Raw genomic sequence first — 22,463 nt, 5'->3', positions numbered from 1 at the left:
TGCTCGGCGGTTACCGCGAGGAGAAACAGAAGAACGCTCACGACCCCGGCGCTACCGGGCCGCTGGTCGCCAGTCCGTCAGGCGCCAAGCTTCTCGGCCACGAAGTCAAGACGGTCCTGGCCCCAGAAAAGTTCCTCGTCGATGATGTAGGACGGTGCGCCGAAGACACCGCTATGCTTGGCGTGTTCGGTATCCTCGTCGAAGGCGGCCTTGGCTTCCGGGCTTTCCGCCGCCTTGAGCAGGGAGGCCGCATCCAATCCGGCCTTGCGGCAACATTCGGCGAGAACCTCGGGATCGTCGATCGAGAGATCCTTCTCCCAGAGTGCTTCCAGAATGAGGGTCGAGAGCCGGAGCGCGTCTCCGCCGGCAAGCCGGGTGGCGGTCACCAAATGGAGCGAAAGCGGCGTCTTTGCCGGAAAATTCTGCGGCTCGATCACCATCGGCAAACCGAGACGCTTCTTCCATCGCGCCAGCTCTACGAGCCGATAGGCCCGGCGCTGCGGCGCCCGCTTCGGCAGGGGAAGCCCGCCCGACTGGGCGAAGATGGCACCGAAATCGACGGCATAGACATTGACCTCCGCCCCGACCTTGCGGGTCATCTCCATGAAACGGCGCGCCCCGAGATAGCTCCACGGGCTGGAAGTGGTCATGAAGTAATCGACGGTCACGGCCATGGTCAGGTACCTCCCCTACGCGCGCCCGGCGCCATGCGGATCGCCGGATACACCGTCCGATCCGGATGGCGGGTTCAAATCAAGGTACACTTTCCGCCGCGGATCAAGCCCCGCTTTCCCGGAGCGCAAGGATCGCCCGCGCGGTCATCAGATCGAGATGGGCGCCGCCGCCGTTCTTGAAAAGCGTGATCTCACCCCGGTCGCGCCGACCGTTCCGGCCGGCGACCAGATCGTAGAGGTCCGGAATCTCCCGCTCCCGTTCGATCAGCCCGGCGGCGCGCGGAATGGCGATGTCCCCCACATGGTCCAGCACCGTCTCGCGGCAATCGGCGAAGATCGCCGCTTTGGCGATCAGCTCGTCGTCCGCCTCGCGCATCTCCGGCGTGAAGCCGCCGACTAGGTCGACATGGGTTCCGGGCCGCACCCAGGCGCCCTTCAGCACAGGGTCGCGCGACATCGTGGCCGCCGCGACGATGTCGGCGGAGGCAACCGCATCGGCTAAATCGGGAGCCTGGATTGCCGGCAAGCCATCCGCTTCGAGAGCCGCGACAAGTCTTTCCGCACGGGCCGGCGTCCTGTTGGCGATCCGGATCTCCGCCAGTCCCGGAAAGATCTCCGCATAGCCCCGCGCCAGCGTTTCCGCGACCCGGCCGGCACCGACGATCGTCAGAACCCGGCTGTCCGCTCGTGCGAGCAGACGCGCGCCGAGCAAGGAATCGCCGGCCGTCTTCCAGTCGGTCACCATCACCCCGTCGAGCACGGCCTCCGGCGTGGCTGTCTCATCGGAAAAGACCAGCATCGCCGCCTGCACGGTCGGAAGCCCCTTCGCCGTGTTTCCCGGCATGACGGTCGCCGATTTCACGCCGAGACCGAGCCCGTCGATCCAGGCGGAACGGGACAGGAGCGCGTCATCACCGCGCTCCAGAAGCGTATCTCCGATCCGGGCCCGCGGCAGCCGGTGCCCTGCTTCCAGTGCATCGACGACCGCCCTCCAGCTCAGACGGCCGGCGACATGCTCCGGTCCGAGGAAAGGCAGGTTCATGAAAAATCCTCCCGCTTCAGCCGGTACAGCACGTGACGGCGCAACTGATGCTCCGGCGCGAGGTTGGGATGATCGAAATCCTCCGCCGGGTCCCGTGTCATGCCGAGACGTTCCATCACTGCACGCGAGCGCCGGTTGGCGGGCACGGTAAAGGCGACGATCTCCTTGAGATCAAGCAAGCCGAAACCATGAGCGAGTGCCGCCCGGGCGGCCTCGGTCGCGAAGCCATGACCCCAGTGCTCCTCGGCAAGACGCCAGCCGATCTCCACCGCCGGTGTGAAATGCGCCTCGAAGCGCGGCACGGCGAGCCCCGCCATTCCGGCGAAGGCTCCGGTGTCCTTCCGCTCGATGGCGAAGAACCCGAACCCGGGGCCGTCGAAATGATCCTCGATCCGGTCGATCATCGCGTCCGATTCCGCGCGCGTCAGCCGCGGCAGGAACTCCGTCACCAAGGGCGAAGCATTGAGATCCGCGAACGGCAGCCGGTCCTCGTTACGCCAGCGGCGGAGGATCAGGCGGTCGCTCTCGATCACGCTCAGGTTCCGGTCCCAGCGTCGTGCAAGGCACGGAGATCCTTGCGCACGATCTTGCCCGTCGTTGTCATCGGCAGTTCGGTAACGAAGGCGACATGGCGTGGATACTCATGTGCCGCGAGCCGGGATTTCACATGTTCCTGGATCTGCTTCGCCAGATCCTCGGTTCCGGCGACGCCGTCCTTCAGCACGATATAGGCCTTCACGGCCTGGGTCCGGAGCGGATCCGGCACGCCGATCACAGCCGCCATGGCGACCGCAGGATGACCGACGAGACAATCCTCGATCTCCCCAGGACCAATCCGGTAGCCCGCCGAGGTGATGACGTCGTCATCGCGGCCGACATACCAGAAATAGCCGTCCACATCCCTGATGCCCTGGTCGCCGGTCAGCAGCCAGTCGCCGGCGAACTTCTTCTCCGTGGCGTCCGGATTGTTCCAGTATTCGAGGAACATCACCGGGTCGCCCTTCCGGACCGCGATGTTTCCTTGCGTACCGTCGGGCAGCGGATTGCCGGCATCGTCAACCACCGAGACCTCGTGCCCCGGAATGGCGCGCCCCATCGAGCCCGGACGAACCTCCGTGGTCTCGGCGCAGTTGCCGACCACGAGATTGCACTCGGTCTGGCCGTAGAACTCGTTGATGGTGAGGCCGAAGGTCTCCCGCCCCCAGTCGAGCAGTTCCGTCCCCAGCGTCTCGCCGCCGGACGCGACCGAGCGCATGTCGTAGCGGAAACGCTGCCTCGGATTCTCGACCTGGCGCATCAGCTTCAGCGCGGTCGGCGGCAGGAAGGCGTTGCGGACCCCGTGCTCCTGCATCAGCCAGAAGGCTTCCTCCGGATCGAACTTGCGCGCCCGGTAGGCGAGCACTGGCACGCCGTGATGCCAGCTTGGCAGCAGCACGTCGATCAACCCGCCGATCCAGGCCCAGTCCGCCGGCGTCCAGAAGAGGTCGCCCTGCTTCGGAAAGAAATTGTTCGGATATTCGACGCCCGGCAGATGGCCAAGCAGGACCCGGTGCGCATGCAGCGCGCCTTTCGGCGGCCCCGTCGTTCCCGAGGTATAGATGATGAGCGCCGGATCGTCCGCCCTGGTGTCGACGATCTCGAAACTCTCCGACGCCCGCTCCAAAGCCGGAGCGAGCGCGATGAACCCGTCGCCGTCCTTGGCCACATCGGTTACGAAGACATGGCGCAGTTCGGGCAGTTGGTCCCGGAAGCTGCGGATCTTGGCGAGCCCGCCCTCGTCGGTCACGACCGCGGCAGCGCCGGAATTCCGCAGCCGGTAGACCAGCGCCTCCTCGGCGAAGAGCGTGAAGAGCGGGATCGCGATCATCCCCGCCTTGTAGATGGCGGCATGGGCGAACGCCGTCTCCGGGCGTTGCGGCAACAGGATCGCGACGCGGTCCGCGCGACCGAGCCCGCTCGCGATCAGCAGATTCGCGAGCCGGTTCGAGGCGCGGGCAATGTCGCCGAAGTTGAAACGCTCCACCGTCCCATCCTCGGTCCGGTAGATCAGCGCCGGAGCCGCCGGGTCCTGCCGGTCGGCGATGTCGCGGCCGATATTGTAGCGCTCGGGAATCTGCCAGGCGAAGTTCTGGCAAATCTCCTCGTAGGTGCTGCCGGTCGGAAGCATTGTCTGAAGGCCCCAAGAAAAACGGATCGGAAAAAGACCACGGAACAAGGCGTCCGGCCAGCGGAAACCGGCCGGACGCCTTCCTTTGCTTCGCCGTCAGCCGGCGACGGCGGTGCGGCCCTCCACCACCTGATCGGCAATCCGTCCGGTGAGCTCGGCCAGATGGTCGAACGACCCGTCATAGAAGCCGATGCCGCCGGTCTGGGAACGGATCTCGATGATCAGGTCCCGTGTCTCGCTCTCCGGCAGATAGGCCTCGATCTCGTCCCAGCCGTTCCAGTTCTCCTTCGCCTGGAACCCGAGGATCTGGCCGCGCCGACCGGTGACGATGCGCTGCACGCGGGCGGTCGAGTCGTTCGGCACCGAGATCACCACGCGCTGGATCGGCTCGAGCAGCACCGGCTGGCATTTCGCCAGGCCCTCGTTCATCGCCATCCGGGCCGCGGTCTTGAAGGCCATGTCGGAACTGTCGACCGCGTGGAACGAGCCGTCATAGAGCTCCACGGCCACGTCCACGACCTCGAAGCCGAGCGGACCGCGCCGCATATAGTCCTTCACCCCTTCCTCGACGGCCGGGATGTACTGCTTCGGCACCGCACCGCCAACGATGCTGCTCTTGAAGGCGAAGCCCTCGCCCCGGCTGAGCGGCGCGATCTTGATCTTCACGTCGCCGAACTGGCCGTGACCGCCGGTCTGCTTCTTGTGCCGCGCATGCTGGTCGGCCCCCTTGCGGATGGACTCCTTGTAGGGCACGCCCGGCGCGTGACTGTCCACCGCGAGCTTGTAGCGCCCCTCGAGCCGCTCCAGCATCACCTTCAGGTGGGTATCGCCCTGCCCCTTGATGACGAGTTCCCCCAGAGCGGCACTGTGCTCGACCCGGAAGGACGGGTCCTCCTCGCCGAGCTTCGTCAGCGCGCCGGAGAGCTTCACCTCGTCGCCGCGGCTGGTCGGCGAGATCGCGAGCCCGTAGACCGGAGACAAGGCTTCCGGCCAGTCCACCCGGACAGAGCCGTCCGGCGTCAGGAGATCGCCTGTCGCAATTTCGTCCATCCGCCCGAAAGCGGCGACATCGCCGGCGGAAACGGACGAAACCTTGTCCATCTTGGAGCCGAGCAGATGATTGATGCCGCTGACCCGCTGACCGTTCAGCTCGTCGCCATCCTTCACCGTGCCGCGCCAGACCCGGACATAGGAGAGCTTCCCGACATGAGAGGCGTGAACTGTCTTGAAGACCTGCGCCACCGGGCCGTCGGATTGCGGGATGCCCAGCCGTTCGGCCGTGCTCTCCACGCCCGGCGCTTCATGACGCAGGGTCTTCAGCAGGCGCTGGATGCCGTGATCCTTTTCCGCCCCGCCGAGCAGGATCGGAACGACGAGATCGTGCTGCAGGGTTTCGGTCAGCTGCGCATAGACATCCGGCGCCGCCGGCTCGACCTCCTCCAGCAGCTTCTCGAGCAGGCCATCGTCGAAATCGGAGAGCGTCTCCAGCATCTCGTTGCGCGCTTCCTTCTCGCGGTCCAGCACCGATTCGGGAAGAGGCACCAGCTTTGACGGCTTGCCGTTCTGGTACTGGTAGGCGCGCTCGCTGACCAGATCAACGAAACCGGTAATCGCCTCGCCGTCGCGGATCGGCACCTGGCGCAGCGCCAGGGGGCGGTCGGAGACATCCTGCAGCGCATGCACCAGATCGCGGACCTGCTCGTGCGAGTCCTCGATCTTGTTGACGAAGATCACGTGCGGGATGTCGTGCGCGTCGAGAAACTTCAGATAATGGGTCAGTGCCGGGACCTTGGAGACCTCAGGCTCCGCCACGACGATGGCGATGTCCGCGACCATGCAGGCATTGCGCATGTCCTGGCTGAACTCGAGATTGCCCGGCGTGTCGATGAAGGTCCATTTCTCGTCGAGGTAAGTGCCCTGCCCGATGCTGAGTTCGGTGCTGGCCTGACGCTTGCGCGCCTCCTCGGCGCTGTCGCCGACGGTATTACCGTCCTTGACCAAGCCTTTCTTGTGCAGGGTCCCCGTCGCCAGGAGCAGCGCCTCGAACAACGAGGTCTTGCCGCTCAGATAGGGACCCACAAGCACCGCGCACCGGGCGGTGTCTCCATTCTTGCCTGTCATGAAATCCTCCCTGTGAATGCCGGTTCCGGCCCGAGCTTGGGCGGTCCGGTCCTCCTCTTGCGTGAGGCGGTTTCAAGCCGGCGCAACGCGCTGGCACCAGGGAGCGGCGCGAGCGCGCGCGCCACAATCATTCCCGCACGAGTCTCGGGAAGAGGCAAGGAATTTCGCCGATTCGCGAGGTCAGGAATTGGCCCCGGACATGTGCCGCGCGGCGATGTATCCGAAGGTCACGGCGGGCCCGAGCGTGATCCCGCCGCCCGGATAATTTCCGCCCATGATGCTCGCCGCGTCATTGCCCGCGGCATAGAGGCCGGGGATCGGCTGACCTTCCCCGTCCAGCACCTGCGCGTTCGCATCTGTCTTCAGTCCGGCGAAGGTGCCGAGATCGCCGATCTCCAGCCGCACGGCGTAGTAGGGCCCCTCCCCGATCGGGGCGACACAGGGGTTGGGCTTGTGTTCGGGATCCCCAAGGGAGCGGTTGTAGGCGGTGCTCCCTTTGCCGAATTCCGGATCCTCGCCGCGCGCCGCCGGACCGTTATAGGCCTCGACCGTGGCCCGGAGCTGGACCGGGTCGGCGCCGATTGCCGCGGCGAGTTCTTCCAAAGTCTTTCCGGTGAAGAGGTATCCGCTCTTGATATGCTGCTTGTAGGGCACCGGGAAGGGCTTCACGTAGCCGAGACCGTATTTCCTGAGCACCCGGTGATCGACGATGAAATAGGCGCAGATCTCGCCGCCTTCCTCCATGCAGCGCGCGTACATCGCCTGACAGAAGTCGTGATAGGAGTGCGACTCGTTGACGAAGCGGCGGCCGGAACGGGTCACGGCGATCACCCCCGGCTTCGAGCGGTCGACGAAATGCGGGAACGTGCCGCGCGTGCCGTCGGACCAGACCGGGCGCGAGATCGGCACCCAGGCCGCCGCGTGCGGAAGGTCGTCCTGGACCGCCGCACCGATGCTCTCGCCGAGCCGGAGGCCGTCGCCGGTATTGCCCGGAGGCGCCGGGCTCAGATGCTCGTGGCCGGAAGGCGCATGCGGGAAGAGCTGCTTGCGCCGCACAGGATCGTGCGGGAAGCCGCCCGCCGCAAGCACCACCCCCTTGCGCGCGACGACGCGCGTGCGCCCCTTCGGCGTATCGATCTCCGCGCCGATCACCCGTCCCGCGTCATCCTTCAGCAGCTCACGCACCGGCGCGCCGGTGCGGATCTCGACGCCCTTGTCGAAACAGGACTTGGCGAGCCGGGCGACCAGCGCGTTGCCGTTCATCAATCGCATCGAGCGGCCGTGGAAGAGCATGTCGCGCACGAACTTGAAGAACAGGATCGCGACGTAATAGGCAGAGACCGGCGAGCGCGTGACATTGAAGAAATGCAGCAGCTCCTTGCCGGTGCCGATCATCAGGCCGAAGAAGGTGATCTCCTTCAGCGGCTTTCGCAGCCGCTTGATCTCGGCCCCGAGCTCGCGTCCGTCGAAGGGCCGCGCGACGATCGAGCGCCCGGCATCCATGCCGCCCGGCGCGTCCGGGTGATAGTCCGCGAAGGTCGGGCCCAGATCGAACTGCAGGCTGGTCTCGGTCTCGTAGAACTCGACCGCCTTCGGCCCCGCTTCCAGAAAGGCATCGACACGGGCCGCGTCATAGAATTCACCCGCCTCGTGCTTGAGGTAGGTTTCCGCCGCTTCCCGGCTGTCCTTGATCCCGGCGCGCTTGCCCGGCGCGTTCATCGGGATCCACATCCAGCCGCCGGAGCGCGCCGAGGTGCCGCCGAAGACCGGCTCCTTCTCCACCACGAGGACCGAAAGCCCGCGATGCGCCGCCGAGACCGCGCTGGCCAGACCGCCCGCGCCCGAACCGACCACAAGCACGTCGTAGCTTTCCGTCGGATGCAGATCCGCCGCCATTCCCGTCTCCTCCGTTCGATTTCTTTTTTCTTTGAACTCTAGCGCCTTCCGCCCGGCGGTCTATCGCCGTAATTGTCATGAAAGAATGAAAGAAACCGGAGGAAACGGAATGTTCGAAGGCAGGCTTGTGCTGGTCACCGGCGCGGGACAGGGACTGGGCGCGGCAATAGCGCAAGGCTTCGCGGACAAGGGCGCGCAGGTGATCTGCGCCGACATCGACGCGGCAGCGGCCGAGCGGACCGCCATCCTGATCGGCACCGGGATCGCGCTGCGCCTCGATGTCTCCGACCGCGCCGCGGCCGACAGGGCGGCGGCGAAGGTCGCCGAGGAGCACGGGCCGATCAGCGTCCTCGTCAACAATGCCGGGATCTGTCCGCGCAACCGGATCGACAGCCCGGACGTGGCGGAAACCTGGCGCCGCGCAATGGACGTCAATCTCGACGGCACGCTCAACATGACCCTCGCCTTCGTCCACCAGCTGCGGGAGACACGGGGCACGGTCATCAACATGGCCTCGGTCGCGGCCTTCGTCTCGACCGCGACCTCGATCGCCTATTCGACCTCGAAAGCCGCGGTGAAGATGCTGACCCAGAGCCTCGCCCAGGAGCTGGCGCCGGACGGCGTGCGGGTGAACGCGATCGCGCCGGGCCCGATGAAAACGGATATCACCCTGCCGACCCGCGAGGATCCGGAACGCTACAAACAGTTCCTGACCCGTATCCCGCTCGGCCGTTTCGGAGAACCGGAGGAACTGGTCGGACCGGCGCTGTTCCTTGCCTCTAGCATGTCGAGCTACGTCACCGGCACGACGCTGGTGGTCGACGGGGGGTATCTCGCGGTCTAGGCGGAGACGGCCTCACCGAGCTCCGTCGCCGCCTTGTCGATGCCGGCGTCGATGGCTTTCTCCCAGGCGGCGGCGCTGTCGGTATCGGACCCGGAGGGATAAAGCACGCCGCGCGAGGAGCTGACGATGCCGCCCTCCAACCCGTTCGGCCCCGTCACGAACCCCTTCACCGCATCGGACGCACTCGCACCCTGCGCGCCGTATCCCGGGACGAGGAAGATCGTGCGCGGCAGGATCTCCCGGATCCGCTCAGCCTCGCCCGGGTAGGTCGCGCCGACCACGATGCCGAGCGAGGACCAGCCGGTCTCCGGCCCCTCCATCTCGCCCGACATCTGTTTCAGGCTGTCGGCCACGGTCTCGGCGAGGCTGCGGTTGCCGATCTTGAGGTCCTGATAGTCGCCGGAGCCGGGATTGCTGGTCTTCACCAGAATGAAGAGCCCGCGCCCGTTTTGCTTCGCGGTGGTGAAGAAGGGCTGCAGCGTGTCCCGGCCGAGATAGGGATTGAGCGTGATCGCATCGGACGGCATCGGCGCATCGGCCGCGAGATAGGCGCCAGCATAGGCGTCCGCCGTGCTGCCGATATCACCGCGCTTCGCGTCCAGCAGCACCAGCATGCCGAGCTTGCGGGCATGGGCCGAAACCTCGTCCAGCATGCGCATGCCGCGCCAGCCCATGCGCTCGAAGAAGGCGATCTGCGGCTTCACCACCGCCACCCTGCCCTCGGCCCGGTCCAGCACCGCCTTCAGGAAGGCCTCGACCGCAGGCGCCGTCAGCGGGTTGCCGGGCGACATGTCGCCGTCGCGGAACAGCGGCGGAATCTTGTCGAGATAGGGGTCGAGACCGAGACAAAGCGGGTTGCCGAGCGCGCGCACGCGTCCGATCAGGGCATCGCCGAAATGCTGCATGGAAATCTCCGGAGAAGTTTCCAGCTTATAAGGCGAACCCCTCCGCCCTGTCCACCCCGCGAAACCCGCTTTAGAGCGCTGCGAGCGGGCAAATCAAGATCACGGAATTCGCTCGACCCGGAGCACGTTCGTCGAGCCCGGCGTCCCCATCGGAACGCCCGCGGTGATGACGATCTTCTCGCCCGGCTTCCCGAACTCCTCCGACTTCGCAACCTCGACCGCGCGTTTCACCACGGCGGAGAAGCGCTGCTCCTGCTCGACATGGACCGCGTGGACGCCCCAGGCCATGGCAAGGCGCCGCGCCGTCCGCTCGTTTGCGGTCACACAGAGGATCGGCACCGCCGGCCGTTCGCGCGACGCACGGACCGTGGTCGAACCCGAGGTCGTGTAGGTGACGATACAGGAGGCACTCACCGTCTCCGCAACCTGCCGGGCCGCAAGCGTGATCGCGTCGGACACCGTCGGTTCCGGCTCATCGTGGCTCGCATTGATGATCTGCTGGTAGATCGCGTCGCCTTCGACCTCGCGGATGATGCGGTTCATCATCTCGACCGCCTCGACTGGATAGGACCCGGCCGCCGACTCCGCCGACAGCATCACCGCGTCCGCCGAGTCGTAGACCGCCGTCGCCACGTCGGAGGCCTCGGCGCGGGTCGGCGCCGGGCTGGTGACCATGGAATCCAGCATCTGCGTCGCCACCACCACCGGCTTGCCGAGGGACCGGCAGAGCTTGATGATCCGCTTCTGCAGCATCGGGACCTTCTCGGGCGGCATCTCGACGCCGAGATCGCCGCGCGCCACCATGACGCCGTCGCTCAGCTCGCAGATCTCCTCCAGCCGGTCGATCGCCGCCGGCTTTTCCAGCTTCACGATGATCGCCGCCTTGTCGCCGATCAGCTTGCGGCCCTCGGCGACATCCTCCGGACGCTGCACGAAGGAGAGCGCGACCCAGTCGACCCCGATGCTGAGCGCGAAGGAGAGATCCGTCTTGTCCTTCGTGCTGAGCGCCGACAGGCCGAGCATGACGTTCGGCACGTTGACGCCCTTGTTGTTCGAAAGCGGCCCGCCGGTCACCACCTTGGTCTCGGCGAAGCCGTCCCCGCATTTCGTGACCTGCAGTCGGATCTTGCCGTCGTCGAGCAGCAGGTCGGTGCCTTTTTCGATGGCGTCGAAGATTTCCGTATGCGGCAGGCAGACGCGTTTCTGGTCGCCCGGCGCCCGATCCAGATCGAGCCGGAACTTCGCGCCGGCCTTCAGCTCGATCTTCCCGTCCTTGAAACTCCCGATCCGGAGCTTCGGACCCTGCAGGTCGGCCATGATGGCGATCGGGCGGCCGGTCTTCTTTTCCAGCTCCCGGATGACCCTCAACCGCTCGGCATGATCCCGGTGCGAGCCGTGACTGAAGTTCAGGCGGAAGACATCCACCCCGGCCCTGAACAGTTCCTCAATGCGCTCCGCGGTCGAACTTGCCGGACCGAGCGTCGCGACGATTTTCGTGTTTCTATATCTTCTCATGATGCCAGTTAAACGCGAGCCAGATGACAATTCAAACCGTCATTGCGGAGACCGTGACGATTACCGGATCAGGATGGCCCGGAAGTCGTTCACGTTGGTGAGAGTGGGGCCGGTCTTCACCAGTCCTCCCGCCGTCTCGAAGAAGCTATACCCGTCATTGTTCGCAAGATAGGGCTTCGGATCGGCCAGCCCATCCGCGAGCCGCGCGTGGATCTCGCCGGTCATCACGCAGCCCGCATTGTCCTCGGTGCCGTCGATCCCGTCGGTGTCGCAGGCGATGGCGGAGATATGCTCGCGACAGTCCGGCATCCGCTCCTGCAGCGTGACCAGAAGCGAGAGCAGGAATTCGGCATTCCGCCCGCCGCGCCCGGAGCCGCGCACCGTCACCGTGGTCTCGCCACCGGAGAGCAGGACAGCCGGCGCGCTGAGCGGCTGGCCGTGGCGCGCCACCTGGGCGGCGATGGCGGCATGCATCTTGGCAACCTCGCGGCTTTCACCCTCGATCGAGTCGCCGAGGATCAGCGGGGTCACGCCCGCCGCCCGCGCCGCTTCCGCCGCGGCCTCGAGCGAGCGCTGCGGCGCCGCGACGAGATGGGTCTCGGTCCGTGCGAAGGCCGGATCGCCCGCTTTCGGGGTCTCGTTCCGCGGATCGTCGAGCAGCGCCCGGACCTTTGCCGGGATCTCGAGCCCGTATTTCTCGATGATGGCGACAGCATCGGCGAGGGTTGTCGGGTCCGGCACCGTCGGACCTGACGCGATGACGTCGAGATCGTCCCCCGGCACATCCGAGATCGCGAGCGTGATCAGCCGCGCCGGTGCCGCGGCGGCGGCAAGCCGGCCTCCCTTGATGGCGGAGAGATGCTTCCTGACGCAGTTCATCTCGTGGATCGTCGCACCGGATTTCAGCAGCGCCCCGTTCAGCGCCTGCTTCTCCTCGAAATCGAGGCCCTCGGCGGGAGCCGTCAGAAGCGCCGAACCACCGCCGGAGATCAGGCAGAGCGCGAGATCGTCCGGGCCGAGCCCTTCGGCGATTTCCAGTATGCGCCTTGCGGCCTCGCGGCCGCTTTCGTCCGGCACCGGATGGGCCGCTTCGACGATCTCGATATGCCGGCAGGGCAGGGCGTGCTCATAGCGCGTCACCACGAGACCGGAATAGGTGAGATCCGGCTGCTTCTCCTGCATGTAGTCCTCGACGGCCTTCGCCATCGCGCCGCTCGCCTTGCCGGCGCCAAGCACGACGACGCGGCCCGGGACGGGTTCAGCAAAGACCCGGTCAAGGAAGGGCGGCAAACAGAGCTGGGGATCGGCGGCGGCGACCGCGGCATCGAACAGCGATTTCAGGATCTCGGCCTCGGAACTCATCTCACTCCCCCGCAAAAGCGGGCCGAGTCTAGTCCGGGCCCCTGCCCCGGACAAGCGGCCCTGAGCCGCTTGCCAGCAATGCCCAAAAAGGCGATAGATCGCTTCGAACATCGCCTACCGCTCTGGACAGACATGGCCACGCTCCTGACCGACCGGGACCCGGCGCCGTTCGGGGAACGCAATCCCGACGGCTCCTCCCGCCTGCTCTTCATCTCCGATCACCACCGGAACGCGGTCCCGGCATCGCTCGACCGGCTCGGTCTGCCGGACGACGAACTCGGACGGCATATCGGCTACGACATCGGGATCGAATGGGCCGGGAACTACCTTTCCGACCGCTTCGATGCGCCGATGGTGCATTCCTGTTTCTCGCGCCTGGTGATCGACTGCAACCGGGTGCCCGGGGGCCCCGGCTCGATGCCGGAGGTTGCCGACGGTACCGAAGTTCCCGGGAATTGGGCACTGACCGACGCGCAGCGCGAGGCCCGGCGGCTGGAGATCTTCGAGCCCTACCACGACGCCATACGGCACCGGATCCACGCGATGGAGGCGGATGGGCGCATGCCCGTCGTCATCGGACTGCACAGCTTCACGCCGCAGCTTCGCGACGGCGGCACCTGGCGCCCGTGGGAGATCGGCATCCTCTGGAACGAGGACGAGCGGCTTGCCCGCCCGTTGATCGAGGCGCTGCGCGAAGACCTCGCGCTTTCGATCGGCGACAACGAACCCTATTCGGGACGCGATTCCGGCGTCGGCTTTTCGCTTTACGCCCATCCGGAGGCGCGCGGGCTGCCGCATGTCGCGGTCGAGTTTCGTCAGGACCTGATCGGCGACGAGGCCGGTGCGCGGAAGTGGGCGGAGATTTTCGGGAACGCTCTGGAAATCGCGCTGGCGTCCATTACTCTCTGAGGCATGAAACGAACGCGCCAGGCGCGAGGGAGCGAAAACGATGAGCAATCCGGCAGACAAATTCGACCAGCAGACCCGCACCGAGCTCGAGGCGGCGGCCTTCCGCAGGCTTCTGGCCCATCTCGACGCGCGCAAGGACGTGCAGAATATCGACCTGATGAACCTCGCCGGTTTCTGCCGCAACTGCCTCTCGAAATGGTACCTGGCGGAAGCCGAGTCGCGAAACCTCGAGCTCGATTACGACGCGGCGCGGGAAATCGTCTATGGCGAGCCTTACGGCGACTGGAAGGCGAAGTACCAGAAAGAGGCCTCCACCGAGCAGAAGAAGGCCTTCGACGCCGAGATGGCGAAACAGAGTCACTGACGCGTCAAGCAGCGCTTGATGGGAGCGGACGGCCTGACTATTGTCCGCTCGTTTTTTCCTTCCAGGTACGGGGATCTTCCATGACCGATGTCGGCGGTATCGCTGCGGACCAGCTGCGTTCCTACATTGAACGGATCGAGCGGCTCGAAGAAGAAAAAGCCGCGCTGGCCGCGGACATCAAGGACGTGTTCGCGGAAGCCAAGGGCAACGGCTTCGACGTGAAGACGATGCGCCAGATCCTTAAGCTCCGGAAACTGGACAAGGACGATCTGCAGGAACAGGAGCACCTTTTGGAACTCTACAAGGTCGCACTCGGGATCGAATAGGGTTCAGAGCGAGATCGCGTGATAGCCGAGGATCCGGTTCACCTCGGCACCGTCTTCGGAAATCGGCAGAAAAACGACCTCTATGTCGACTTTGACATCCTGGACGGTCTTCAGCTGGCGCCATACCCCGTGGACCGGAGAACGCTCCGTCACGCAAAGCTTGAGCGCCTGCTGGAGAACCTCCTTCGTCGGCCCAGGGAAAGCAGCGCGCGCCACGGACTGACGCGTGACCAGTCCGTATATTTTCGCCAGCCCCGTTCCGATCAGACTGAACTGGAACGGGTCATCGCCTTCGACAACCTTGATCATCGCGAGGTTCGGCAAAAACTCGAACAATTCGATCGGATCGACGTCGCGGCGCCTGGGTCCGATGCGACCGGCTCCAAGGTCGCTCCATTGAGCCAAAATCTGCCCGACCCGCTCGCTCCCGAAGACTGTTCCTTCCCCAATCACGGCAGCCCTCTGGGGCGTATCCTCTAAGCTCACGTATTTCCCGCTTTCACGTCGTTTCGCATTCCCGGGCGCATATTAGCATACAGCGTAGTCCGGCGGACTATTTCCGCCAAGCATTGCAGCAGCCGCATAAGGGGCCGGACGCATTACCGGCTCAGATCCAGTCGGAAACGAGAACAGGTCGTCCACCGCAGAAGGTGGCACGCACCTCGGCCCGGCGACCGCCGGACGGCGGCGAGACGAACAGGATGTCGGCACGCTGGCCGACGGCGATTTCGCCCCGGTCATCCAGCCCGGCGGCTCGCGCCGGATTGCATGAAATCAGGTTCCAGGCCTCGGCGAAATCGGCATCTCCCGCCGCCGCCAGGATGAACGGCGCCTGCGGCAGCGACGGATAATAATAGTCGGAGACCAGAGCCGTGCAGCGTCCCGCCCGCACCTCGTCCGCCGCCCGGATCCCGCCGTCTTTCATGTGGCTGCCGCCGCGCAGCACGTTCGGCGCGCCGAAGATCGCGGTATTGCCGAGCTTCCGGCTTTCTTCCGCCGCGTCGAGCGTCAGGGGAAATTCCGCGATCCCGCAGCCGAGCGCATTGAAATGCCGGCGCTCGTCGGGAGTCCGGTCATCATGGGAGGCCATCGGAATGCCGTTGGCGAGCGCGATCTCCGCCAGCCGGCTCACGGTCGGCTGCACCTCCTCGCTCCGTGCCGCAAGCCCGCGCACGAGCGCGAGGAAGTCCGGCTCGGAAAGCCCGGTCCGGCCGGTATAGGTGCCGAGCGGCTCGCCCCTTTCGACCTTGCGAAGGATCGGTGCCATATGCTCGTTGAAGGCGAGAAGATCGACCCGGCCGTTCCGCATCCAGTCCACCACCTCATCGGCGACATCGAGGTTGTAGAGCTCGAAACGGAGATGAAAGCGCGAATCGGCGAGCAGGCGCGACCGGGCCTCGTCCAGTCCGTCGATGATCTCGATCACCGTGTCCCGTCCGCGCAGGCCCGGTTCCCAAGAGTAAGTGACGGCGTGGTAGGCAGTGGTGATGCCGTTCGAGATCAGCTGACGGTCAGTATCGGCGAAGGCGACCTCGGTCGGGAAATGCACGCCGGGACGCGGCATGAGCTGGCGCTCAAAGGCGTCGCCGTGCAGGTCGACGATCCCCGGAAGAACGAGAAGCCCGGCCGCATCGACAATGCGGTCACGCGGCGCCGCATCGACGCCGATCGCGGTGATCCGGTCCTCTTCGATCCTGACGCCGGTCTCGACCAGACCTTCTCCCGGGACCAGCACATGTCCCCCCTGAATCAACGCCCCCAACGCACTTCTCCGATCCGGTTGGCCATGTCATAAGGGCGGACTATACACGGTCAGCCTGACAGTGAGATGAACCTTTCGGAGCCCCTCGCACCATGACCAGCAGCACACCGAATTTCCCGGCTCCCGCTCCGTCCACCGATCCCGACAGCCCGCGCTATGCGATCTATTTCGCGCCGGACGCAGGCACTGTGCTGCACCGCTTCGGCTCGACCTGGCTCGGGCGCGACGCGATCAGCGGCGAGGAGCTGCAACAGCCGGCGCTGGACGGGTTCGATGCGGAGACCCAGAAGGCCTTGACCGCGACCGCCCGCGACTACGGTTTCCACGCCACCTTGAAACCGCCGTTTCACCTGAAGGCCGGCCTTTCGACCGAACAGCTGATGGACGCAGCGGACCGGTTCGCGGCAAAACGCACGGCGTTCGAAATCAATCTCGTTGCCCGGGATCTGTCCGGTTTCCTTGCCCTTATGCAGAAGGAGAGCAAGGCGGCGATGCGCGAGCTTGCCGCCGATTGCGTTCGTGACTTCGACCCCCTGCGCGCGCTGCCGAGCGAGGCGGAACTGGCGAAGCGCCGCGAAGCGGGGCTTTCAAGCCAGCAGGAGCTGATGCTGCAGCGCTGGGGCTATCCCTACGTGATGAACGAATTCCGCTTTCACATGACACTGTCGAAGCGACTCAGGGAGGACGAGCAACGCGAGGCGCTGCTGCGCGAGATCGTGAAGCACGGCGCGGAAGCGCTCGCGGCACCTGTCAGGGTCGACGCCATCTCCATCTTCCACCAGGAAAACCGGTCGGCGCCGTTCCTGCGCCTCGAGCATTTCCCCTTCGGCGGTTGACGCTTCCCGCCAGACCTATTTCGCCAGAACCTCTTTCAGTGCGGCGAGAAAGGCATCCGTATCCTCGGCGCTGCCGACGGTCACGCGGATATAGTTCTCGTATCCCGGATACATCAGCCGTCCGATCATCACGCCATGTTCCAGAAGCGCGGAGCAGACGTCGGCCGCCGGACGGTCCATCTTCGCGGTGACGAAGTTCGCCACCGTCGGGAACGGCTCGGCGCCGAGTTCGGTCAGCCCCGCAACCAGTCGTTCGCGCTCGATCCGGGTCTTCTCCAGTAGCATCTCCCGATGCGCCGTGTCGTGCCAGGCCGCGAGCGCCCCCGCCTGGGCGACCGCGTTCACGTTGAACACGCTGCGCACCTTCTGGAACGCCTTGGCGATATCGTCGGAGCCCGCGAGCACGTAGCCGACGCGGATCCCGGCGAGCCCGTAAGCCTTGGAGAAAGTCCGGAACACCGCCCACGGCCCCTTGCGGGTTTCCATCACCTTCAGATGGTCCTCGCCGCCGGCATGGATGCCGAATTCGTAATAGGCCTCGTCCAGCACCAGAAGCGCAGTGTCCGGCACTCCGGCGACGAGACGCGCGACCTCAGCCGAGGTCAGGATCGCGCCGGTCGGATTGTTCGGCGAAGCGGCGAAGACGATCCGGGTCTTCGGCGTGCAGGCCGCGATCAGCGCGTCGACGTCATTGCTGCCATCCGCCTTCACCGGCGCCGTCACAACGGTTCCGCCGTTCAGCGCGGCGGCATTATTGTAGCTGGGGAATGACGGCATCGGAACCACCACCTCGTCTCCCGGCGAGACCGCGAGACGGCCGGCGGAGACGATCGCTTCGTCACTGCCATTGCCCATGACGATGCGATGCTGCGGGATCCCGGTCGCGCCGGAGATTGCCGCAGTCAGTTCGCGCCATTGCGGATCGGGATAGCGGTTCACCCGGGTGCAGGCCTCCTGCATCGCCGCAATCGCCTTCGGAGAGGGCTGGATGGGCGACTCGTTCAGGTTCATCCGCCGGATCGGTCCCTTGCCGACGTCGGCCTCGATCGGCGGGCGTCCCGGGTCGGGGAGCGCACGCAGCGCGGGCTTCGGGATCGTGGATTCAACGGAGACTTCGGCCATCGGACTGTTCCTGGAGGGAATGGGATCAGCGGAAAACGCGTGATCGTATGGTCAATCGCAGAGCCCGTACATGCGCAATTCAGGAATGGCCCCTGTCTTTTGCGGCAGCTTTCCTGAGCAGCTCCGTCGCCTTCGCGAGACAGTCGAGGGTCTGCGCCGAGAGATGATGCTCCAGCCCCTCCGCATCGGCCTCGGCGATATCCGCCGGCACACCGATCAGGTGCAGGAACTCGAGCACGAGATGGTGACGCTGACGGGCGTGCTCGGCGACCGCGCGGCCCTTGTCGGTCAGGAAGATCGCCCGGTAGGGCTTGCTCTCGACAAGCCCTTCCTTCTGCAGGCGCTGAATGGTGTTGTTCACCGTCGGCCGGCTGACCCCGAGCAGATCCGCGAGATCGACCAGCCGCGCCTCTCCGTTGGTTTCGATCAGGTCTGCGATCAGTTCGACATAGTCCTCGGCGATCTCGACGCTGTGGTCCCGCCGGATGCGCTCGAACAAGGCCGCACGCTTGCTGGAATCGCCGAGATCTATGACCGGCATATCCCGGTCTTCCGCCAGTTTCGTGCTGCGGCCGCGTGTCAAATCCCGATCCTTTTCCAGTTTCCGTTCCGGACAGATAATTAGTATAAGCTAAATTTTTATTGACGCCCTAACAAATTAATCCATATCTGATTTGAGTTCAGATCCCGGCGCAGTCCGCGAACGGGATATCGCAACTGTTACCGGTTACCCAAGGGGGAGCAATGAAAGCCGCAAAGCGGACAGTGTCAGTGTTCCTGCTCGCTGTCGGCCTGACATTCGGCGTCGCGGCGGCACACAATGCCTTCGCCGCAGAGAGGATGAAGGTCGTGACGACCTTCACCGTCCTTGCAGATATCGCGGCGAACGTCGCGGGCGAGGCAGCAGACGTGGTGTCGATCACCAAGCCCGGCGCGGAAATCCACGGCTACCAGCCCACCCCGCAGGACATTGTCCGCGCGAGCGATGCCGATCTCATTCTCTGGAACGGACTCAATCTCGAGCTCTGGTTCGAACAGTTTCTCTCCCATCTCGGCCCCATCCCCTCGGTGATCCTGTCCGACGGCATCACACCGATCCCTATCAAATCCGGGTCCTACGAGGGCAAGCCCAATCCGCACGCCTGGATGGGGCTCGACAACGCGCTGATCTATATCGACAACATCGCCGCCGCCTTCGCCAAGCATGACCCGGCGAACGCAGCGCTCTACGAAGCAAATGCCTCTGCTTACAAGGCGAAGCTCAGAAGCACGATCGAGCCCTTGCGCCGCCGCATCTCGGCAATCCCGGAAGCCTCGCGCTGGCTCGTGACCTGCGAGGGCGCCTTCAGCTATCTCGCGCGCGATTTCGGCCTGAAGGAACTCTATCTCTGGCCGATGAACGCTGATCAGGTCGGCACGCCGCAGCAGGTCCGCAAGGTGATCGACGGCGTGCGCGAGAACAAGATCCCCGTCGTGTTCTGCGAGAGTACGGTCAACACGGCGCCGGCCAAGCAGGTCGCGCGGGAGACCGGCGCCAGGTATGGCGGCGAGCTTTATGTCGACTCGCTCAGCACCGCGGACGGGCCGGTTCCGACCTATCTCGATCTTCTGACCGTCACCTCCCGCACCGTCGCCGACGGCCTCGCGGCCCCGACGAACTGAGGTCCGGCATGCTCGCGCGCGACGATCCGACGAGAGACACGAGTGCGGAGAAAGACGCCGCCGGCGGCATCTCCGCGCAGCATGTCACGGTCACTTACCGCAACGGCCACACTGCCCTCTTCGACGCCTGCTTCGAGATCCCCCGCGGGACCGTGACCGCACTCGTCGGCGTCAACGGCGCCGGCAAGTCGACCCTCTTCAAGGCCATCATGGGCTTCGTGCCGACCGCTGAGGGCGAGATCCGGCTGCTCGGGCGCAGCGTGAAGGAAGCCCTCCGCGAGAACCTCGTCGCCTATGTGCCGCAGTCCGAGGATGTCGACTGGGCCTTTCCGGTGCTGGTCGAGGACGTGGTGATGATGGGCCGCTACGGCCATATGGGCTTCCTGCGCCGCCCTTCGGCAAAAGACCGGGCGGCGGTCGACCGGGCCCTCGAGCGGGTCAACATGCAGGCCTACCGCCACCGCCAGATCGGCGAGCTATCGGGCGGCCAGCGCAAGCGCGTCTTCCTCGCCCGCGCGCTGGCGCAGGACGGACAGGTGATCCTGCTCGACGAACCCTTCACCGGCGTCGACGTGAAGACCGAGGACCAGATCGTGGCGCTTCTGCGCGAACTGCGCGAGGAGGGCCGCGTGATGCTGGTTTCGACGCACAATCTCGGCTCGGTGCCGGAATTCTGTGACCGCACGATCCTGGTAAAAGGCACGGTGCTCGCCTTCGGCCCGACCGAGACGACCTTCACCCGCGAAAACCTCGAACGCGCCTTCGGCGGTGTGCTTCGCCATTTCACCCTCGGCGGAAACGACCTGCACGAGGACGGGGACACCCGCGAAGTCACCATCTTCACCGACGACGAGCGCCCTCTGGTGCAGTACGGCGAGCGGACGCACACGATCCGCAGCGAGGATGGCCAGTGATCGACCTGCTGCTGGAGCCCTTCTCCTACGGCTACATGACCAACGCCATGTGGGTTTCGGCGCTGGTCGGCGGGGTCTGCGCCTTTCTCTCCGCCTACCTGATGCTGAAGGGCTGGTCGCTGATCGGCGACGCGCTTTCCCACTCCGTCGTTCCCGGGGTCGCCGGCGCCTACATGCTCGGTCTGCCCTTCGCGCTCGGCGCCTTCATCGCGGGCGGGCTCGCCGCGGGGGCGATGCTGTTTCTCTCGGAGCGCTCGGGCCTCAAGATCGACACCATCATCGGCCTGATCTTCACCTCCTTCTTCGGCCTCGGCCTCTTCATCGTCTCGGTCAGCCCGGTCTCCGTCAGCATCCAGACCATCACCATGGGCAACATCCTCGCCATCACGCCGGAGGATACGCTGCAGCTTGTCCTGATCGGGGCGATCTCGCTCGCCGTGCTGACGGCGAAATGGAAGGATCTGATGGTCACCTTCTTCGATGAGAGCCATGCCCGCTCCATCGGTCTGCGCCCGGAGATCCTGAAGGCGGTCTTCTTCGTCCTGCTCTCCGCCTCAGTCGTCGCCGCGATGCAGACCGTCGGCGCCTTTCTCGTCATCGCCATGGTCGTGACCCCCGGCGCGACGGCCTATCTGCTCTGCGACCGCTTCCCGCGCCTGATCCTGACCTCGATCGCCATCGGGACGCTGACCAGCTTCGTCGGCGCCTATGCGAGCTACTTCCTCGACGGCGCGACGGGCGGGATCATCGTCACGCTGCAGACGCTGATCTTCCTGACCGCCTTCGTCTTCGCCCCAAAACACGGGCTGATGGCGTCGCGCCGGAAGGCAGCTGAAGCGCTGCAGCGCAGCCGGAAGCTCAGGGGAACCGCATGACGGAGCTCGAGACCCTGCTGATGCCGTTCCGCTTCGGCTTCATGCTGAACGCCTTCGCCATCTCTCTCATCGTCGCGGTGCCGACGGCGCTGCTCTCCTGCTATCTGGTACTGAAAGGCTGGGCCCTGATGGGCGACGCGGTCAGCCATGCGGTGCTGCCCGGCATCGTGATCGCCTATATTCTCGGCCTGCCGCTGATCCTCGGCGCCTTCGCCGCCGGGATGACCTGTGCGCTCGCGACCGGCTATCTCTCGCACAACAGCCGGGTGAAGCAGGACACTGTGATGGGCGTCGTCTTCTCGGGCATGTTCGGGATCGGCATCGTGCTCTTCGTATCGATCGAGACCAACGCCCATCTCGATCATATCCTGTTCGGCAACATGCTCGGGGTCGGCGCGAAAGACCTCTGGACCGCCGGGCTGATCGCCCTCGCCGTTTCCGGTGCGATCCTGCTCAAGTGGAAGGACCTGCTGCTGCACAGCTTCGACCCGGCGCAGGCCCAGACCTCGGGCCTTCCTGTCGCCTGGCTGCACTACGGACTGCTGGCCGCCCTGTCGCTCACGATCGTCGCGACCCTGTCGGCGACCGGTCTGATACTCGCGATCGGCCTGCTGATCTCGCCCGGCGCCATCGCTTTCCTTCTGGTCCGGCGGTTCGGGCCGATGCTGCTCGTCGCGGTCGCGGTCTGCCTGACCTCGATGCTGCTCGGCACCTATCTCAGCTTCTTCCTGGATAGCGCACCGGCGCCGACAATCATCCTGATCCTGACCGCGCTGTTCGTGGTGGCGTTCCTCCGCCGGATGGCATTGACGCGGCGTGCTTCGCAGCGGAAAACCCGCGCGGCAGACGGCATCTAGTCCCTTTCGCGGACCGCACAAACAAAAAGGACGCGGTCGAACCGCGTCCCTCGACGGTGTCTATGCAGAGATCGCTCAGTCGAGCCAGTCGGCGATCACATAGGGTGCGCGCGCGCTCGGCACTTCCGGGTGATGGTGCTGGTACACCTTCACGGCGGAGTTGAAGCAGATCTCGTCGCGCTGGCCGAGCATCTTCATCTTCGTATAGGTGTTTACGACCGCCCTGTAGCAGGTGTCGGTCGGGCCACAGCCGAATTTGTCGTCGCAAGAACTCATGATCGGTTCCCAAACCATCGTCGTCCGATTACAC

General features: G+C 65.3%; 23 protein-coding genes. 9 read left to right on the top strand and 14 right to left on the bottom strand.

Annotated features, from left to right (window positions below):
• Positions 1-77: 77 nt before the first annotated feature.
• The 6 genes from JJ959_RS19330 to JJ959_RS19305 all read right to left on the bottom strand — a co-directional run bounded on the left by JJ959_RS19330 (position 78) and on the right by JJ959_RS19305 (position 7,900).
• A complete protein-coding gene (locus tag JJ959_RS19330; protein WP_292887473.1) occupies positions 78-674 on the bottom strand; it encodes a 2-hydroxychromene-2-carboxylate isomerase in 597 nt (198 codons plus the stop codon).
• A gap of 103 nt (positions 675-777) precedes the next feature.
• Entirely contained in the window at positions 778-1,716 is a 939-nt protein-coding gene (locus JJ959_RS19325; protein ID WP_292887471.1) for an NAD(P)-binding domain-containing protein, read from the bottom strand.
• The gene (locus JJ959_RS19320; protein ID WP_292887468.1) at positions 1,713-2,249 is read right to left on the bottom strand and encodes a GNAT family N-acetyltransferase; all 537 of its coding nucleotides are present in this window, start codon (positions 2,247-2,249) and stop codon (positions 1,713-1,715) included. The genes JJ959_RS19325 and JJ959_RS19320 overlap by 4 nt, the downstream gene beginning before the upstream one ends.
• A gap of 2 nt (positions 2,250-2,251) precedes the next feature.
• Positions 2,252-3,883 carry an acyl-CoA synthetase gene (locus tag JJ959_RS19315; RefSeq protein ID WP_292887465.1) on the bottom strand — a complete coding sequence of 544 codons (1,632 nt, stop codon included), beginning with the start codon at positions 3,881-3,883 and terminating at the stop codon, positions 2,252-2,254.
• 96 nt (positions 3,884-3,979) lie between these two features.
• Entirely contained in the window at positions 3,980-6,004 is a 2,025-nt protein-coding gene (locus tag JJ959_RS19310) for an elongation factor G (protein ID WP_292887462.1), read from the bottom strand.
• A gap of 180 nt (positions 6,005-6,184) precedes the next feature.
• The gene (locus JJ959_RS19305) at positions 6,185-7,900 is read right to left on the bottom strand and encodes an FAD-dependent oxidoreductase (protein ID WP_292887459.1); all 1,716 of its coding nucleotides are present in this window, start codon (positions 7,898-7,900) and stop codon (positions 6,185-6,187) included.
• Positions 7,901-8,009: 109 nt separating this feature from the next.
• Here JJ959_RS19305 and JJ959_RS19300 point away from each other — a divergent pair, with 109 nt between their 5' ends.
• The gene (locus tag JJ959_RS19300) at positions 8,010-8,744 is read left to right on the top strand and encodes a glucose 1-dehydrogenase (RefSeq protein ID WP_292887456.1); all 735 of its coding nucleotides are present in this window, start codon (positions 8,010-8,012) and stop codon (positions 8,742-8,744) included.
• Here the strand turns inward: JJ959_RS19300 and pyrF are convergent.
• The 3 genes from pyrF to JJ959_RS19285 form a co-directional block, all read right to left on the bottom strand.
• Positions 8,741-9,649 (bottom strand): orotidine-5'-phosphate decarboxylase, encoded by a 909-nt coding sequence (gene pyrF / locus JJ959_RS19295; RefSeq protein WP_292887454.1) that lies wholly within the window; start codon positions 9,647-9,649, stop codon positions 8,741-8,743. The genes JJ959_RS19300 and pyrF overlap by 4 nt on opposite strands.
• Before the next feature lie 99 nt (positions 9,650-9,748).
• Positions 9,749-11,164, bottom strand: coding sequence for a pyruvate kinase (pyk, locus tag JJ959_RS19290; RefSeq protein WP_292887451.1), 1,416 nt, complete (start codon positions 11,162-11,164; stop codon positions 9,749-9,751).
• A gap of 60 nt (positions 11,165-11,224) precedes the next feature.
• The gene (locus JJ959_RS19285) at positions 11,225-12,526 is read right to left on the bottom strand and encodes a glycerate kinase (RefSeq protein WP_292887448.1); all 1,302 of its coding nucleotides are present in this window, start codon (positions 12,524-12,526) and stop codon (positions 11,225-11,227) included.
• A 132-nt stretch (positions 12,527-12,658) separates the two neighbouring features.
• On the opposite strand from JJ959_RS19285, the gene JJ959_RS19280 reads away from it, so the two are divergent.
• From JJ959_RS19280 to JJ959_RS19270, 3 genes are all read left to right on the top strand, one after another.
• On the top strand, positions 12,659-13,435 hold the full coding sequence (locus JJ959_RS19280; RefSeq protein ID WP_292887445.1) for an N-formylglutamate amidohydrolase: 777 nt from the start codon (positions 12,659-12,661) through the stop codon (positions 13,433-13,435).
• Positions 13,436-13,475: 40 nt separating this feature from the next.
• Positions 13,476-13,799 (top strand): DUF1244 domain-containing protein, encoded by a 324-nt coding sequence (locus JJ959_RS19275; protein ID WP_292887442.1) that lies wholly within the window; start codon positions 13,476-13,478, stop codon positions 13,797-13,799.
• Positions 13,800-13,879: 80 nt separating this feature from the next.
• Positions 13,880-14,125 carry a DUF2312 domain-containing protein gene (locus tag JJ959_RS19270; RefSeq protein ID WP_193188805.1) on the top strand — a complete coding sequence of 82 codons (246 nt, stop codon included), beginning with the start codon at positions 13,880-13,882 and terminating at the stop codon, positions 14,123-14,125.
• A 3-nt stretch (positions 14,126-14,128) separates the two neighbouring features.
• On the opposite strand, the gene JJ959_RS19265 is transcribed toward JJ959_RS19270, so the two are convergent.
• A complete protein-coding gene (locus tag JJ959_RS19265) occupies positions 14,129-14,578 on the bottom strand; it encodes a PAS domain-containing protein (protein ID WP_292887434.1) in 450 nt (149 codons plus the stop codon).
• Positions 14,579-14,732: 154 nt separating this feature from the next.
• Positions 14,733-15,887: an alpha-D-ribose 1-methylphosphonate 5-triphosphate diphosphatase gene (locus JJ959_RS19260; protein ID WP_292887431.1), complete on the bottom strand. Its 1,155-nt coding sequence runs from the start codon at positions 15,885-15,887 to the stop codon at positions 14,733-14,735.
• A 92-nt stretch (positions 15,888-15,979) separates the two neighbouring features.
• Here JJ959_RS19260 and JJ959_RS19255 point away from each other — a divergent pair, with 92 nt between their 5' ends.
• On the top strand, positions 15,980-16,723 hold the full coding sequence (locus JJ959_RS19255) for a DUF1045 domain-containing protein (RefSeq protein WP_292887428.1): 744 nt from the start codon (positions 15,980-15,982) through the stop codon (positions 16,721-16,723).
• A 15-nt stretch (positions 16,724-16,738) separates the two neighbouring features.
• Here the strand turns inward: JJ959_RS19255 and hisC are convergent, their stop codons facing one another.
• Together hisC and mntR are read right to left on the bottom strand one after the other, a co-directional pair.
• Positions 16,739-17,845, bottom strand: a complete 1,107-nt coding sequence (gene hisC, locus JJ959_RS19250) for a histidinol-phosphate transaminase (protein WP_292887426.1) — start codon at positions 17,843-17,845, stop codon at positions 16,739-16,741.
• A 79-nt stretch (positions 17,846-17,924) separates the two neighbouring features.
• Positions 17,925-18,428 (bottom strand): manganese-binding transcriptional regulator MntR, encoded by a 504-nt coding sequence (gene mntR, locus JJ959_RS19245; protein ID WP_292887424.1) that lies wholly within the window; start codon positions 18,426-18,428, stop codon positions 17,925-17,927.
• Positions 18,429-18,589: 161 nt separating this feature from the next.
• Between mntR and JJ959_RS19240 the strand changes: the two genes are divergently transcribed.
• The 4 genes from JJ959_RS19240 to JJ959_RS19225 are packed head-to-tail and all read left to right on the top strand — an operon-like array spanning position 18,590 to position 22,153.
• On the top strand, positions 18,590-19,507 hold the full coding sequence (locus JJ959_RS19240; protein ID WP_292887419.1) for a metal ABC transporter substrate-binding protein: 918 nt from the start codon (positions 18,590-18,592) through the stop codon (positions 19,505-19,507).
• An 8-nt stretch (positions 19,508-19,515) separates the two neighbouring features.
• Positions 19,516-20,421, top strand: a complete 906-nt coding sequence (locus tag JJ959_RS19235) for a manganese/iron ABC transporter ATP-binding protein (RefSeq protein ID WP_292887416.1) — start codon at positions 19,516-19,518, stop codon at positions 20,419-20,421.
• Entirely contained in the window at positions 20,418-21,296 is an 879-nt protein-coding gene (locus JJ959_RS19230) for a metal ABC transporter permease (protein ID WP_292887413.1), read from the top strand. Before JJ959_RS19235 ends, JJ959_RS19230 begins: the two co-directional genes overlap by 4 nt.
• Complete coding sequence (locus JJ959_RS19225) at positions 21,293-22,153, top strand: metal ABC transporter permease (RefSeq protein WP_292887410.1); 861 nt, start codon at positions 21,293-21,295, stop codon at positions 22,151-22,153. The genes JJ959_RS19230 and JJ959_RS19225 overlap by 4 nt, the downstream gene beginning before the upstream one ends.
• Before the next feature lie 75 nt (positions 22,154-22,228).
• Here the strand turns inward: JJ959_RS19225 and JJ959_RS19220 are convergent, their stop codons facing one another.
• On the bottom strand, positions 22,229-22,429 hold the full coding sequence (locus tag JJ959_RS19220; RefSeq protein ID WP_292887408.1) for a hypothetical protein: 201 nt from the start codon (positions 22,427-22,429) through the stop codon (positions 22,229-22,231).
• Positions 22,430-22,463: the final 34 nt, after the last annotated feature.

This window comes from Nisaea sp. (assembly GCF_017640745.1).
Taxonomy (GTDB): domain Bacteria; phylum Pseudomonadota; class Alphaproteobacteria; order Thalassobaculales; family Thalassobaculaceae; genus Nisaea.
The sequence above is the reverse complement of the archived record's forward strand: the minus strand, read 5'-3'. Positions and strand labels throughout refer to the sequence as shown.

Coding starts and splice junctions, on each gene's coding strand:
- JJ959_RS19330 (WP_292887473.1), bottom strand. CDS start 674: ATGGCCGTGACCGTCGATTACTTCATGACCACTTCCAGCCCGTGGAGC.
- JJ959_RS19325 (WP_292887471.1), bottom strand. CDS start 1,716: ATGAACCTGCCTTTCCTCGGACCGGAGCATGTCGCCGGCCGTCTGAGC.
- JJ959_RS19315 (WP_292887465.1), bottom strand. CDS start 3,883: ATGCTTCCGACCGGCAGCACCTACGAGGAGATTTGCCAGAACTTCGCC.
- JJ959_RS19310 (WP_292887462.1), bottom strand. CDS start 6,004: ATGACAGGCAAGAATGGAGACACCGCCCGGTGCGCGGTGCTTGTGGGT.
- JJ959_RS19305 (WP_292887459.1), bottom strand. CDS start 7,900: ATGGCGGCGGATCTGCATCCGACGGAAAGCTACGACGTGCTTGTGGTC.
- JJ959_RS19300 (WP_292887456.1), top strand. CDS start 8,010: ATGTTCGAAGGCAGGCTTGTGCTGGTCACCGGCGCGGGACAGGGACTG.
- pyrF (WP_292887454.1), bottom strand. CDS start 9,649: ATGCAGCATTTCGGCGATGCCCTGATCGGACGCGTGCGCGCGCTCGGC.
- pyk (WP_292887451.1), bottom strand. CDS start 11,164: ATGAGAAGATATAGAAACACGAAAATCGTCGCGACGCTCGGTCCGGCA.
- JJ959_RS19285 (WP_292887448.1), bottom strand. CDS start 12,526: ATGAGTTCCGAGGCCGAGATCCTGAAATCGCTGTTCGATGCCGCGGTC.
- JJ959_RS19280 (WP_292887445.1), top strand. CDS start 12,659: ATGGCCACGCTCCTGACCGACCGGGACCCGGCGCCGTTCGGGGAACGC.
- JJ959_RS19275 (WP_292887442.1), top strand. CDS start 13,476: ATGAGCAATCCGGCAGACAAATTCGACCAGCAGACCCGCACCGAGCTC.
- JJ959_RS19270 (WP_193188805.1), top strand. CDS start 13,880: ATGACCGATGTCGGCGGTATCGCTGCGGACCAGCTGCGTTCCTACATT.
- JJ959_RS19255 (WP_292887428.1), top strand. CDS start 15,980: ATGACCAGCAGCACACCGAATTTCCCGGCTCCCGCTCCGTCCACCGAT.
- hisC (WP_292887426.1), bottom strand. CDS start 17,845: ATGGCCGAAGTCTCCGTTGAATCCACGATCCCGAAGCCCGCGCTGCGT.
- JJ959_RS19240 (WP_292887419.1), top strand. CDS start 18,590: ATGAAAGCCGCAAAGCGGACAGTGTCAGTGTTCCTGCTCGCTGTCGGC.
- JJ959_RS19235 (WP_292887416.1), top strand. CDS start 19,516: ATGCTCGCGCGCGACGATCCGACGAGAGACACGAGTGCGGAGAAAGAC.
- JJ959_RS19225 (WP_292887410.1), top strand. CDS start 21,293: ATGACGGAGCTCGAGACCCTGCTGATGCCGTTCCGCTTCGGCTTCATG.
- JJ959_RS19220 (WP_292887408.1), bottom strand. CDS start 22,429: ATGAGTTCTTGCGACGACAAATTCGGCTGTGGCCCGACCGACACCTGC.